This window comes from Nitrospirota bacterium, from assembly GCA_026387665.1.
GTDB lineage: Bacteria > Nitrospirota > Nitrospiria > Nitrospirales > Nitrospiraceae > Palsa-1315.
In genome coordinates this window covers 40,961-53,861 of sequence record JAPLLG010000012.1, presented here as the reverse complement: position 1 = coordinate 53,861, position 12,901 = coordinate 40,961, and the positions used below count along the sequence as shown (strand labels likewise).

The window sequence follows — 12,901 nt, the reverse complement described above, 5'->3', positions numbered from 1 at the left end:
CCACAATCCTCCCTCAATCACTACAATCCAGAAATAAGCTATGGATACGATGAAAGCCCATCATCCTGCTGCAAAATGCGACAGACAAACCTACCAGTTGGGGACAAATGCCCCAATTTGCCAGCTTTAGGATGGTTCAAGCAACTGAGCAGGATGAAAATGCAAGGGCAGGGCCAGATCACTGACGGAGCGGCTAGGACGATTCCCGACTGACAGAGGACCAGAGTCCTCTATCAGTCAGGACCGAAAAACGGAACCTATTTCACCTTGGAAAAGTCGGCAGGGATTCTCACTTCTTTTCCGTCCTGAAGATTGATCACAAACACGGACGCCGCGTTGGGATCGAATTTCTCATAGGCAAACCGCGCAGTAAAACGCGACCGGTAGGCCGGCCCACTGCCCTCGTTCTTGCGGCCACGGTCGGCGGCGGCAATATCGATGGGCTTGATCTTTTTGGAGCCCTGCTGCAACTCGATCAACGCGCCTTCGGCAAAATATTCGTCATCGCCGCAGAGCTGCACTTCAATCTCCATGTTCGACATGTCCACGACCTTCTTGATGAACTCGTCGGGCATGCGCACATCCGTCTTCCGCTTCTTGGACTCCGCCGCTTCCTGCCGGCCGAAGGCTTCCAGCCGATAGCGCTTGGTCCGGAGGATGGCGCTGGCGCCACAAGAATCTTTTTCCGGGTCGGCTCCGACCCGCGTGACCATCGAGGCATGCTGGAGGATTTTCTTCACCTCTTCAGGACTGCTGGCCTTCTCCATCGGCGCCCGCCCTGCCTCCAAGGCCTTCTGCGCCTCTTCCGGGGACAGTTTCACGTCGATCGCCAAGGCAGGACGAAGACCGACGACCGTCAACAGGCCCACGACTACACAGGTGGCGACGCCACCGACTCGCGCCATAGATGTCAGACCTCTCACAATCATAACTTCCTCCGTACGCAACACCAGGAATGAATGATGGGGCGGCATTGTACGAAAACCCTCCCCCCTTTGCAATCAACCGGAGAAGCGAGTCCAGTTGGGGTAGGGCTTGGTGACGTACAGGCTTTCAAGATCGACCGGCAGGCTCATCCCGGCTTGCGCAAGCAACCGGGCGACCAGACGGAGCGGCAGGCCGACCACGGTCAAAAAGTCACCATCGATGGACTCGATTAAGTCCCCGCCTGCTCCCTGGATCGAATAGGCGCCAGCCTTGCCGAGACTTTCTCCTGTCGCCAGGTAGCCCTCGTACGCTCGCTCATCGTAGGGCTTCATCCTCACGACGGCTGAGGACAGGGCAACCTGGTCGAGCGCGCGAACTGAACAGACGAGCGCGACCGATGTGAGGACTCGATGGTCACGGCCTGCCAGGCGCCGGAGCATCGAACGAGCCTCCGCCAGATCGGCCGGCTTCCCCATCACCTCATGGTCCAGCTCGATCACCGCATCACTCCCCAGCACGACCGCCTCAGGCTTGTGTTGCGCCACAGATCTGGCCTTGCCCTGCGCAAAATCCTGCACCTGCTCGGTTGCGGTCCGGCCAGGTTCCAGCCGCTCTTCGAACGAGGGGCTCTGTACGTCGAACGGAATACCCAGCAGGGCGAGGAGTTCGCGGCGGCGTGGAGAGGTGGAGGCCAGAATGAGTGACATCTATAGAGCCGGAGAGGGTTGCGTCGAGGCAAAGGGTTCGGACTGCAGCTGGTCAGGAACCTCAGGGAGCGTCGCGCAGGTCTTGCGAAAGTTCGCCAGCACCTCTTCCACGTCGGCAGCCGACGAGACCCGGACCATGCTGGCTCGAAGCGACGCGGCATGGGGAAATCCCTTGCAGTACCACCCCAGATGTTTGCGCATCCGCCTGAACTGCCCGGTTCCACAGGCAGCCTCGAACCGTCTGGCATGATCGAGCAGCATCTCAAAACGAGCGTCGAGTGACGGCGTGACCGGCTCGGGCCCTCCGCCAGGGAGCTGCTGCCGCAACAGGGCTCGCGCCTCCTCTTTCTGCTGAAAGAACCAGGGGGCTCCGAGGGTGGCCCGGCCAACCAACACACCATCGACGCCTGTCTCGCGCACGCGGCGCACGACATCCTGGAGACTATGCACATCGCCATTGCCGAACAAGAGGGTTCCGCTGCCCCGCGCAATCTCTGCCGCCCGGGCAATGGCGCTCCAATCCGCTTCCCCTCGATACATTTGTTGCAAGGTGCGGCCATGCAGAGAAATCACGGCCGGCTGTTCCAGGAGAAGATGTTCGATCCAACGGTCGACGATCGCCACGTCGTAGCCGAGGCGGGTCTTGACGGACAGGGGAATCGTTTCGCGAACGAGCGGGCGAGCATCCTGCCGTTGCTCGTTCATCCGCTGAATGGCCTCGACTCTGCCTGGTTTGAGCCCCGCTCGCTCAAGGGTCTGGCCTGCCGCCCAATCGGCGATCCCCTGTCGAGTGGCCTGCATGATCGCATGGGCCACATCCGGCGTTCGAATCAGCCCTGCGCCTGATCCGGACGAGGCGACGCTGCGCGAAGGGCAGCCCATGTTGATATCCAGCCCATCGAACCCCAACTCACAGACTGCATGGGCCGCCTGATAGAAGAGGTCCGGATCTTTCCCGTAGAGCTGCGCGACGACCGGCCGTTCCGCCTCGTGATACACGAGGGAGTCCAGCAGGAACTCCGGCCCCCGGCAGACGTCATGCACATGCGTGAACTCCGTGAATGAGACATCCGGCTTCCCCTGCAGCGCCACGGTATGGCGAAAGGTCGCATCGGTGACCCCATCCATCGGTGCCATACCGATGATCGGCCCGGTCAGTGATTGCCAGAAGCTCATCAGGCTTGTCCGATCTCCATCACAGGCCCCACCACTTCATTCGCCTCCGCATAGGCCTGCCTCAGCACAGCACTTTCCTCTTCGACGCAGGCCAGCGCCTCCGGCGTGAACTCCGCCACAAACTCGATGAACCGTTCGATCTTGAGCAGAAAGAAATCGTAGGACTCGGTGAGGGGACGGGGCGCGCGAAACCAGAAGGATACAAACTCGGCCAGATCGACGCCTCGCGCCGCTAACAGCCTGCAGGTCTGCGGAAACATCTCGCTCAGATCGCCGCCCCAATGAAGGATCTCGTAGGGCAAATAGGTCGTGCTGTAGGACGTAAGTCCTCTTTGATCTTCCGCCGTTTCCTGCCAGTCGGGTCCTGTCACAGGAACTTGCCCGGAAATAATTTGCGCATAGAGACCATAGTCGTCACGCAACTGCTGCCGAGCAGATTGACTGACCGGCTCTTGGGTTGAACAGGACGGCAACGCCCGATCCATCTGTTCAGCGCCCAACCCTCTGGCCATCGTCCGCTGAACGACAGGGTCGAAACGCCGGACCGCCTCTGCATATTCCTCCACAATCGTCTCGATCGGCTTGGTGTCCACCTCCAACGCCACAGCCCTCAGGCTCACGAGGTTCGGATGGGCCAGGACCTGTTCGAGCATCATGAAGAGGACCGCTGGAATCGAGGCTGCATGGGCATCCAGCCAGGCTGGAGGCTCCGCTCTCAACTCCGACTCACCGGCCGATTCATGACAGGCCAAGCCGGCCACATGAATTTCAACCACCCGCTCCAGAGGAAACTCATCGAGAAACTCCCTGACGAATTGCTCAAGGGACATCCGTCGGCAGGCCGTTGTATAGCGATAGACCGTCCAGAGGTGCCCGATGTCCAAGACGAGACCGCAGGGCACGAGATCCGCCACCAGCCTGAAAAAATGAGGAATCGTGATCCTGCCGGCTGAAAAATAGGTGAGCGGCGGCAACTCCAAAAGAAAGAGCGGCGCGGTTCCGTCCGCGCGGGCACCCTGCCGATCCATCGCCTGCTGCACCGTGGCGATATTATCCGCCACCACTTCGGCGCTCAGCGGCGTATACAACGGCGGCACATAGGTGCCGAACGAGTAGCCGGCCATCTGCTTCATCGCACATTCATGATTCAGCCAGAGACTCTGTATACAATTAAGCTGCATGACCATCTCGTCGACGTCCTGCTGGAAGAACGGCGACCCTTGCACGTCCGGCTGGGTGATCCAAAGGCCTTCTCCGTGATAGGCCAGCGCCAGATCTGGCAGCGCCTGTCGAACCGCGGTCAGAGCGGTCGTCGTCGCCTTAAAGGCTTCAAGATAGTTCGGCCTGAGGCCTCGCGCCTTGAGCTGCGTCATCAGTTCGAACAGATCGGGGGAATAGACGTCGACCGACAGGCCCATCCCCTGTGGGGGAATCGGCCTGAGACGGCGTTGAAAATCCTGTTGCATGGCGTTGTGATTGCCCATCGATCGATTCTTGTATTGGCCCATGAATCATTCTAGTCTATTCGCCAAACCCCTTGTTTGACAAGGAACGCCCCGGTCCCAGACGAGAACGCCCCGTCTGCTATACTTGGCTGACGTCGCCGGGGGCGGAACCCTCACGAATCGTGCGGACGCGAGTCGGAAGAGGTTTGACACCCATGCCGGACGCCCAGAACAAGCCCTCCAAGGCTACACATCTGATACCAACTGTGATTGCCCATATGATGACACCAGGCGTTGTGCAAATTCCCGGAGACCTTTCCGTCAGTGAGGCGGCGCTATTGCTCGAACACGAACAGGCCCCCTGCCTGCTCGTGAAGGATACGGATGCGCAGTTCGGCTTGATGACTGCGACCGACATCGTGAAAAAAGTCGTCGCGCAGGGGCTTGAGCCGCACGACATCGAAGTCCGGGCCATCATGACCCGCCCGGTCCAGTTCATCGAGCATGATCAGGCCCTGGCAGAAGCCTCGACCCTCATGCTGGCGACCGGCGCGTCCCTCTTGATCGTCACGAAACAGAACCAGCCGATCGGGGTGCTCAGCGCCCAAGACCTGATGCTCAGCCCGCCCAGACATGCGGCAAGGATCCCCGTCGTGGTGAGTGTGCCCGGACAGGCCCTGGCGCAGGGACTCAACTATAACGCCATGATCATCCAGCTGAACCACGTCGGCGCCTTGATCGAATCGGCGACGAAACTCGCGCCCAAGACGAACGTCGTCCTGGCCTTTTCCATCTCCGGCCAAAACACGCCCCTGACCATTCGTGGGAAGGTGCTGGCCTGCGAAAACCCGGAAACAGAGCCTCGCGCCTGGCAGGTCGATGTGCAGTTCACCGACCTCACCTCCTCCAACCTCACCCGCATCAGGGCCTGGGCGCTTCAGACCATGCCTGCCACCCCCAGCCGTTCCTAACGTACACATAATTCTCCATTCCTTTGACCAATCAGCGATCAGCTGGTAGAGTTTTTCTACAGTCATTTGGCCCCCTCATCGCATAGGGATGACCCCATGAAAACTTCCACGAACCGTTCCCGCCCCATGCCCTCGAACGACGAGTTGCTCAGCCAAATTCGGCTCCTGCTCGACAGTCCGGAGGACGACCTCCAGGCCGCGATCATGAAAGAACTCCTGGCCGGGACGCTCCGGCTCCACGATTCCCATCTGGACGCCCTGGATCTCAAGATCGTCAACCGCGCCGTCAAAGAACTCCGTCACGCCTTCCATGTCTTCCACGACTACCGCAACCGGCGCAAGATCAGCATCTTCGGCTCAGCCCGCACCGCCACAGACGATCCGAATTACGAGATGGCCTCCCGGTTTTCCCGTCAGATCGTCGAAGAAGGGTTCATGGTCATTACCGGCGGAGCCGACGGGATCATGCGCGCCTGCCAAGAGGGCGCGGGCCGGGAGAACAGTTTCGGGGTCAATATCATGCTGCCCTTCGAACAGGGCCCGAATCGGACCATTGCCGACGACCCGAAGCTCGTCACGTTCAAATACTTCTTCACCCGCAAACTCATTTTCCAGAAAGAAGCGAACGCGATCGCGCTGTTTCCCGGCGGCTTCGGCACCCATGACGAAGGGTTTGAAATTTTGACCCTCGCCCAAACCGGCAAGAGCGACCCCCAGCCGATCGTCTGCCTCCAAGCGCCAGGCTGCGACTATTGGGACGACTGGTATGCCTTCGTCACCAAGCAGCTCCTGGCCAGGAAACTGATTAACCAGGAAGATCTCAGCCTGTTCAAGATCACCACGTCTGTGGACGAGGCCATCGAGGAAATCCACACGTTCTACCGCCGATTCCATTCCATGCGCTATGTCGGGCGGCAATTGGCCCTGCGGCTAAAAACAGGCATCTCCCCTGAGCAAGTGGCGGGCCTTCACCAGACCTTCGGCGATCTGTTGTCCGAGGGGACCTTTGAGCTGCGCGCGGCCCTTCCGGAAGAACTCGACGAACCGAATCTCAGAAACTTGCCTCGCTTGGTCTTTGCCTCCAACCGCCAGAGCGCAAGCCGGTTGCGTCAACTGATCGATCACCTGAACAGGTTCTGACCTCTTCGTACAAGACGCTTTAGTCTCGACGAAGCGTCATGGTATGCTCCGCATCAATGGCTGGCTCCCGTTCACAACACCCATTCGCTGCCCCCCCCACGGTCGTCCTCTATCACGCGGAATGCGCCGATGGATTCGGCGCAGCCTGGGCGATCCGGAATAAATTTCCCGCGGCTCGATTCATCCCCGTCAAACATGGGAATCCCCCTCCGGAAGGACTGCAGGGCCAACGAGTCGTCATCGTAGATTTCAGCTATACCCGCGAGATATTGGACGCCATCGCCGCTGACGCGCAGGCCCTTCTCGTCCTCGATCACCACATCACCGCAGAAAAGGCCCTGGCCGGCCTTCCCTATGCCTACTTCGACATGAAAAAGTCCGGAGCGGTCCTGGCCTGGGAATGGGCGCACGATCAGCCGGCGCCCTGGCTCCTCAACTATATCCAAGACAAAGACCTCTGGACCTGGGCCCTCCCCTCCAGCCGTGAAATCAGCGCGGCCCTGGCCTCCCATCCGTTCGATTATCAGCTCTGGAGCAGCTTCCAGCAAAAAGATCTGGAACAGGAGGGACGCGCCATCCTCCGTTATGAAAACGAACTCGTGAGCAAACTCGCGGCGCAGGCCACCTTGATCGACTTTCAGGGAGCCATCGTGCCCTCGGTCCAAACCGCGATCTTGACCAGTCAGGTCGGCGAGCGCCTCTCCGCGCAACATCCGTTCTGCGTCATGTGGCACGATCGCGATGGCCGCCGCTATTACAGTATGCGTTCGCGCGAGGACGGAGCGGACGTGGGAGCCATCGCCGCGTCCTTCGGCGGCGGAGGCCATACGCATGCGGCGGGGTTCTCCGTCCTGCTGGGCCCTGATGGCACCTTGCCGGATAATCCGGCACTGCCACGGAAAGTCATCGACCGTCGCCGCCCTCCCTCCTCGTCGTGACACCGTGATCCCCCTCCACGACGATAACCCAACCGAGCTAACACCAGTCGTCACAATCGCGTCCATTGTGGCCTGCGTCCTCGTCTTTCTCCATCAGATCAGCCTCCCTGCCGGACCGGACAACACCTTCGCGTTCCAATACGGGGCGATCCCCGCCCTCCTGTTCGGACAGGCCAACCTCCCGGAGACGGTCGTGGCCATTCCCGCCTATGCAACCTTGCTCACGAGCATGTTTCTCCACGGCGGCTGGATGCACCTCATCGGCAATATGCTGTACCTCTGGGTCTTCGGGAACAACATCGAGGACGCCATGGGCCACGCGAAATATGCCCTCTTCTACCTCACGTGCGGAGTCCTCGCCGCCTTGAGCCACGCCCTGACCGATCCCTCTTCGACGGTCCCCATGATCGGAGCCAGCGGCGCCATTTCCGGTGTCCTAGGCGCTTATCTATTGTTGTTCCCGCGAGCTCGCGTGCTGGTCCTGATACCGGGACTAGGCATCACGAAGGTGGCCGCGGGTTTCGTCCTCGGCATGTGGTTCGTGATGCAACTCTTCAGCGGGGGCATGAGTATCGGCAGTAAGGGAGGCGGCGTGGCCTTCTTCGCCCATATCGGCGGGTTTCTCGCAGGAATGGCGCTGATCGGTCTGTTCAAACGGAAGGACGTGCCATTCTTCGCGCCAAGCCACAGAAACAGATGGGAACGCTAGCGCTCATGCGAAAAACTGACGCGGAATTGCTGCGCGCGTGCAAGGGCGAGATCGAGCGTCCCGCCGAGAAATGTGACATGGCCCATCTTACGACGAGGGCGGATTTCCGGCTTGCCATAGAGGTGGAGTACTGCACCGGGAATAGCCAACAGCGCTCGGCTCCCTGCCCCCTTCACAAAGGCCGCGGCCTCTTCTCCGATCAGATTCACCATCACGGCTGGACTCAGCAGCCGCACCTCACCGAGCGGCATCCCGCACGTCGCACGAACCTGTTGCTCGAATTGAGACACGCTGCAGGCATCGAGCGTGTAATGGCCTGAGTTATGGGGCCGCGGCGCAACCTCATTGATCAGCAACTCTCCGCCAGACAACTCAAACAGTTCGAGACAGAAGACCCCGACCCCTTCCAGCCGATCCACCACCTGACGCGCCAGCACAGCCGCCCGCTCTGCCACCACTGAAGAAGCCTGGGCCGGCACCTTGGTAGTTCGCAGAATCCCCTCGTCATGTTCATTCTCCACCAAGGGATAGGTGCAACTCTGTCCGTCAGATCCACGGACCACCAGGATCGAGAGTTCCCGTTCAAACGGGACAAAGGCCTCCACGATCCATCGCATGCCGGGGCAAGCGGATTTCGACAGGGCCCGTTCCACCTCACGGACATCGGGCTCCCGGCTAATGCGCCACTGGCCCTTGCCATCATAACCAGCCGTAGCCGTCTTACAGAGGGCTGGATACCCGACCTGTCGGAGGGCCGGCGCCAATTGATCGGGAGATGTCAGGATCGCGAAGGAGGGAACGGGGAATCCGTGGGAGGAGAGGAAACCCTTTTGCTCAAGGCGATCCTGAATCACGCTCAGGACGGCGCTCGATGGACGAACCGGCTTTCGCTGTTCCAACGAACGACAGAGCTCCGCGGGGATATTCTCCCATTCATAGGTCACGACGCTGACCAGGTCAGCGAATCGCGCAAGAGCCTGTTGATCGGTAAACGAGAAGGGGAAACTGTGGGTGGCGACACGATGGGCCGGCGCCTCTGGATCCGGATCCCAGACTGCGACCTGATAACCGAGGCGGAGCGCCGCCAGGGTGAACATGGCGCCCAATTGTCCTCCGCCTAGCACGCCCAGGACCGATCCTGGCTCGATGACCGCTCGCTTCACGGCCAGCGACTCGGACGGCCGGGGCCCTTCGTGCCGGTCACCAGACCCTTCGCTTCAGGAGACTGGAGCACGCTGTCGGTCTGAGTCTGACGGAATAATTTCACGCGGGTAGCAATCGCCGGATACCGGCCGGCCAGGATTTGCGCAGCCAACAAGCCGGCATTCTCCGCCCCTCCGATCGCCACGGTCGCGACGGGAATTCCTTTTGGCATTTGCACGATGGAGAGAAGCGAATCGAGTCCGCGAAGATTCTCCGTCGGGATCGGAACCCCGATAACCGGCAGATGGGTCTTTGCCGCCAGCATCCCGGGCAGATGGGCGGCCCCGCCGGCTCCGGCAATAATGACTTCAATCCCCCGGCCGGGAGCCTGTTCTGCATAGGCAAACAAGCGGTCCGGCGTCCGATGCGCGGAGACGACCAGCAGCTCGCTCGTGATCCCGAGATCCGCCAGCATCGCCACGGCCTTTTCTAAAATCGGGAAATCGGACTTGCTGCCGCCCAACACCCCGACCAAGGGCTGTGCGCGCTCCGTCTTTCGACGCCTGGCTTGTGATCGTGGGGTTTTGCTAAGACGGGGCATATTCGTGCGGCCTTTCTCTTGCGGATCATGGCTCTCAACGAAGCCCTCACCTTAGCGATTCTCTGACTGATGGTCAAGCGCAGCCCTCTCCAGAATAACCAGATGCGCTGAAAAATTGACCAGATACGCCGCTTCCACTATGATAGGACCGTTGTATTAGCTTCCCTGCTCTGGCGAGGAGAACTCGGTGGCGCGTTTCACGCAGAATTTGCGAAATAAAGTCCGCTCCCTCGTTCAACAGGACACAGGTCTGGACGAGATCGCGATCGACGACCTGGCGACTTCGACCAAGCTCCAGTCCTGGGAAGAGGTCCAAATCCCCGAACGTCTCAAGTTTTCCTCGCGCCTCGCCATTAAGCTGGTGCTGCTGTTTCTCGTGATCATTGCCTTCCTGCCCTGGACCCAGACGATTACCGTCACCGGGCAACTCTCCGCCTATATGCCCTACGAACGGCCGCAAGATATCGAAGCCCAGATCACCGGGCGGATCAAGAAATGGCACATCTTTGAGGGGGTGCGCGTCAAGCAAGGCGACCTCATCCTGGAATTGGACGACTACGATCCCAACTTCATGGCCCCGGACCTCCTGCCTTTTCTGGACCAACGACGCAAGGCGCTGGACCAGTCTCGCAAAGCCGCGCTCGCGCGCGCCGAGCAATTGGATAAGCGGATCGTGGAGATGCAGAACCTCGTCAAGTCCGCGGTCCCCTCCGCCCAGGCGCGGGTGATCGAAGCGGAAAATAAGGTGCGGGAGGCCTACCAGAAGGTCGAATCGGCAAAAATTGCGGTCTCCACCGCTGAACTAAACGTAAACCGGCACAAACAGTTGGCGGAACAGGGCCTCGTATCGCAACGCGAACTCGAGCTAACCATCCAGTCGGCGATCGCCACCAAAGCCGATCTGACCGGGGCGCAGGCCAACCTCAAGGGCGCGGGACAGGCGATGAAAGCCCTCAGCTTTGGCCGCGACCAAATCAGCGCCGAGGTCCTGCAGCGATTGCTCGATGCCGAAGCGGCCCGTGAAGCCTCCATCGGCGACGCGGCCAAAGCCACCGACCAACTGGCCGATGTCTCCTTGCGGATGTCCAATGCGGAGCAACGCCGGCTCGCCAGCCGCATCCTCGCCCCGATCGATGGCACCGTAGTGAAAATGGCTCACGCCGGGGCCGGGGAAACCGTCCGTCCCGGGGATAAACTCGTGAAGCTTTCTCCGACGAGCACCGACAAAGCCATTGAGATGGTGGCTGACGGAATCGACGCGCCGCTGCTCAACGTGGGCCGCAAAGTTCGCATTCTGTTCTACGGGATCCCCGCCATTCCGCTCCCGGCCTGGCCGGAAATCATGGCCGGCACCTATGGAGGATTGATCAAGGTCATCGATCAAGTCGACGACGGCAAGGGCAGCTTTCGCTTCTGGGTGGTCCCGGACCCAAACGACCGGTCCTGGCCCCCCCAGGAACATGTCCGCCAGGGAACGAAAGCGATGGGATGGGTCATCTTGAACCGGGTCCCCCTCTGGTACGAACTCTGGCGGCGCTTCAACCTCTTCCCGCCGGACTATCAAGAGCGCCCGCCGAGCCTGATCGACACCCTCTTGCCGAAAGCAGGGCGAGGGGCAAAGTAAATGCGGCACAAAGGAATCCGTCCCATGAATGCCAGCCGCTGCATCCCGATCGTCCTGCTCCTGGGAACGATCTGGCTGTGCCCCCTCCCCGCTGCTGCGGGAGAGGCGGCAAAATCAAAACCGCTGCCCCCGATCCCCTTGAGCGTGGAAGAGATTCACGCCTGGATCGATCGTTCCCACCCGCTCCTCAGGGGCGCCGGCACGGAGAAAACGATGGCCCGCGGGAAAATGCTCAAAGCGCTCGGTGCCTTTGAGCCGACCCTCGTCAACGATACGGAAATCGAACGATTCATCAAGAGCTCGGAGCCAGGCAAAGGCACTCAAACCATGGGCTTCAACGATACCCTCGTCGAAGCCCGCCATCCCTGGGGATTTCGCTACAGCGCGGGCGTGCGAAAGGCGATCGGCGACGCCACCATTCCAGACCTCTCGTTCGGCCACAACAATCAAGTCCTCCTCGGAGGCTACCTGCCCCTCCTCCGAGGCCTCATGATGAATCCTGAGAATGCCGAACTCCAGCGATCCGAATTGGCCAATCCCCGCGCAGAGGTGCAAATTGCCCAAACGAGGCAGGACCTCTTCCTCGCGGCCGCCACGCAGTTCTGGGATTGGGTCACAGCGGTGAAGCTGGCGGACGTGCAGCGCCGGGCCGTGGGAGTGGCTGAAGATCGCCATAAACAGGTCGAAGGTCGCGCCAAAGCGGGAGCCGTCGCGCCGCTCGACGTGGTCGAAGCCAATCAGGAAGTCCAGCGCCGGCGCGAAACGGCCATCGCCGTGCAGCGGCTGGTAGAGCAGGAGCAACTGAAACTCTCCATGTTCCTCTGGGACAACAATGCCCCCGTGACCCCACCGTTAGAGCGAGTCCCGAACTTCCCGTCGCAGATGCTGGTGCCGGCGCCCGACACCATCCAGGCCCACAAACTCCAAGCCAAGGTCGAGCGCCCGGAGATTAAGGAAATCGGCATCGAGGCCAAACTGAACAATATCGACCTTGAGCTGGCCAAAAATAACCTCCTCCCAAGCCTGGATGCAGAGGCGGCGCCGGCCCGCGCGCCGGAAAAGTTCGTATTGGGGCTCGGCTACCGCTTCGGGCTGGAGCTCAGAATTCCCATTCTCCAGCGCAAGAGCCGCGGCGAAGTCCTGGAAGCGCAAGGCAAGGCAGATCGATTTGTCTTCATGCAGCAGTTCCGCGAGCAACAAGTACTCGTCGACGTGGACAATGCCCTCTCCGCCATTGAACGAGCCAAAGAACGGGTGGCGGCCGCAACCGAGTCGCTCCGCCTGGCCAAGACGCTCGAAGAAGGGGAACGGTTCCGGTTTAGCCTGGGAGCCACCAGCGTCCTCTTCGTCAACTTGCGGGAACGGAATTCGGTCGACTCGGAAAACCAGGTCATCCGCGCCAAAGCGGACTATCAAAAAGCCCTGGCCCTCTACCAATGGGCGATCGGAGCCTGGGCGAAAACCACGCCGTACACGACTCCCGTCACCTATCGCACCAAAGACTGAGGAATCAGAAGTGG

At 60.5% G+C, this 12,901-nt stretch carries 12 protein-coding genes; 6 read left to right on the top strand and 6 right to left on the bottom strand.

The features are described 5' to 3' along the window. Positions 1-257 precede the first annotated feature (257 nt). The 4 genes from NT179_10450 to NT179_10435 all read right to left on the bottom strand — a co-directional run bounded on the left by NT179_10450 (position 258) and on the right by NT179_10435 (position 4,318). Positions 258-929, bottom strand: a complete 672-nt coding sequence (locus NT179_10450; GenBank protein MCX5722429.1) for a hypothetical protein — start codon at positions 927-929, stop codon at positions 258-260. A gap of 72 nt (positions 930-1,001) precedes the next feature. Continuing rightward, the gene (locus tag NT179_10445; GenBank protein ID MCX5722428.1) at positions 1,002-1,634 is read right to left on the bottom strand and encodes a Maf family protein; all 633 of its coding nucleotides are present in this window, start codon (positions 1,632-1,634) and stop codon (positions 1,002-1,004) included. Beyond that, a complete protein-coding gene (locus NT179_10440; protein ID MCX5722427.1) occupies positions 1,635-2,810 on the bottom strand; it encodes a tRNA-dihydrouridine synthase in 1,176 nt (391 codons plus the stop codon). Further along, positions 2,810-4,318 (bottom strand): DUF692 family protein, encoded by a 1,509-nt coding sequence (locus NT179_10435; protein ID MCX5722426.1) that lies wholly within the window; start codon positions 4,316-4,318, stop codon positions 2,810-2,812. The genes NT179_10440 and NT179_10435 overlap by 1 nt, the downstream gene beginning before the upstream one ends. A gap of 215 nt (positions 4,319-4,533) precedes the next feature. Between NT179_10435 and NT179_10430 the strand changes: the two genes are divergently transcribed. From NT179_10430 to NT179_10415, 4 genes are all read left to right on the top strand, one after another. After that, positions 4,534-5,226 (top strand): CBS domain-containing protein, encoded by a 693-nt coding sequence (locus tag NT179_10430; protein ID MCX5722425.1) that lies wholly within the window; start codon positions 4,534-4,536, stop codon positions 5,224-5,226. A gap of 96 nt (positions 5,227-5,322) precedes the next feature. Next, positions 5,323-6,366 carry a TIGR00730 family Rossman fold protein gene (locus NT179_10425; GenBank protein ID MCX5722424.1) on the top strand — a complete coding sequence of 348 codons (1,044 nt, stop codon included), beginning with the start codon at positions 5,323-5,325 and terminating at the stop codon, positions 6,364-6,366. 56 nt (positions 6,367-6,422) lie between these two features. Further along, complete coding sequence (locus NT179_10420) at positions 6,423-7,304, top strand: phosphoesterase (GenBank protein ID MCX5722423.1); 882 nt, start codon at positions 6,423-6,425, stop codon at positions 7,302-7,304. 4 nt (positions 7,305-7,308) lie between these two features. Next, on the top strand, positions 7,309-8,013 hold the full coding sequence (locus NT179_10415; GenBank protein ID MCX5722422.1) for a rhomboid family intramembrane serine protease: 705 nt from the start codon (positions 7,309-7,311) through the stop codon (positions 8,011-8,013). Here the strand turns inward: NT179_10415 and NT179_10410 are convergent. Together NT179_10410 and purE are read right to left on the bottom strand one after the other, a co-directional pair. Further along, positions 8,010-9,176, bottom strand: a complete 1,167-nt coding sequence (locus tag NT179_10410; GenBank protein ID MCX5722421.1) for a 5-(carboxyamino)imidazole ribonucleotide synthase — start codon at positions 9,174-9,176, stop codon at positions 8,010-8,012. The genes NT179_10415 and NT179_10410 overlap by 4 nt on opposite strands. Further along, positions 9,173-9,757 carry a 5-(carboxyamino)imidazole ribonucleotide mutase gene (gene purE / locus NT179_10405; protein MCX5722420.1) on the bottom strand — a complete coding sequence of 195 codons (585 nt, stop codon included), beginning with the start codon at positions 9,755-9,757 and terminating at the stop codon, positions 9,173-9,175. The genes NT179_10410 and purE overlap by 4 nt, the downstream gene beginning before the upstream one ends. Positions 9,758-9,944: 187 nt before the next feature. Between purE and NT179_10400 the strand changes: the two genes are divergently transcribed. Both NT179_10400 and NT179_10395 read left to right on the top strand, forming a co-directional pair. Next, the gene (locus tag NT179_10400) at positions 9,945-11,381 is read left to right on the top strand and encodes a biotin/lipoyl-binding protein (protein MCX5722419.1); all 1,437 of its coding nucleotides are present in this window, start codon (positions 9,945-9,947) and stop codon (positions 11,379-11,381) included. Beyond that, positions 11,382-12,887, top strand: a complete 1,506-nt coding sequence (locus tag NT179_10395) for a TolC family protein (protein ID MCX5722418.1) — start codon at positions 11,382-11,384, stop codon at positions 12,885-12,887. Positions 12,888-12,901 lie beyond the last annotated feature (14 nt).

What these genes read in the sequence shown, in the direction of transcription:
- NT179_10450 (MCX5722429.1), bottom strand. Translation starts at nt 929, where the DNA reads ATGATTGTGAGAGGTCTGACATCTATGGCGCGAGTCGGTGGCGTCGCC.
- NT179_10445 (MCX5722428.1), bottom strand. Translation starts at nt 1,634, where the DNA reads ATGTCACTCATTCTGGCCTCCACCTCTCCACGCCGCCGCGAACTCCTC.
- NT179_10440 (MCX5722427.1), bottom strand. Translation starts at nt 2,810, where the DNA reads ATGAGCTTCTGGCAATCACTGACCGGGCCGATCATCGGTATGGCACCG.
- NT179_10435 (MCX5722426.1), bottom strand. Translation starts at nt 4,318, where the DNA reads ATGGGCCAATACAAGAATCGATCGATGGGCAATCACAACGCCATGCAA.
- NT179_10430 (MCX5722425.1), top strand. Translation starts at nt 4,534, where the DNA reads ATGATGACACCAGGCGTTGTGCAAATTCCCGGAGACCTTTCCGTCAGT.
- NT179_10425 (MCX5722424.1), top strand. Translation starts at nt 5,323, where the DNA reads ATGAAAACTTCCACGAACCGTTCCCGCCCCATGCCCTCGAACGACGAG.
- NT179_10420 (MCX5722423.1), top strand. Translation starts at nt 6,423, where the DNA reads ATGGCTGGCTCCCGTTCACAACACCCATTCGCTGCCCCCCCCACGGTC.
- purE (MCX5722420.1), bottom strand. Translation starts at nt 9,757, where the DNA reads ATGCCCCGTCTTAGCAAAACCCCACGATCACAAGCCAGGCGTCGAAAG.
- NT179_10395 (MCX5722418.1), top strand. Translation starts at nt 11,382, where the DNA reads ATGCGGCACAAAGGAATCCGTCCCATGAATGCCAGCCGCTGCATCCCG.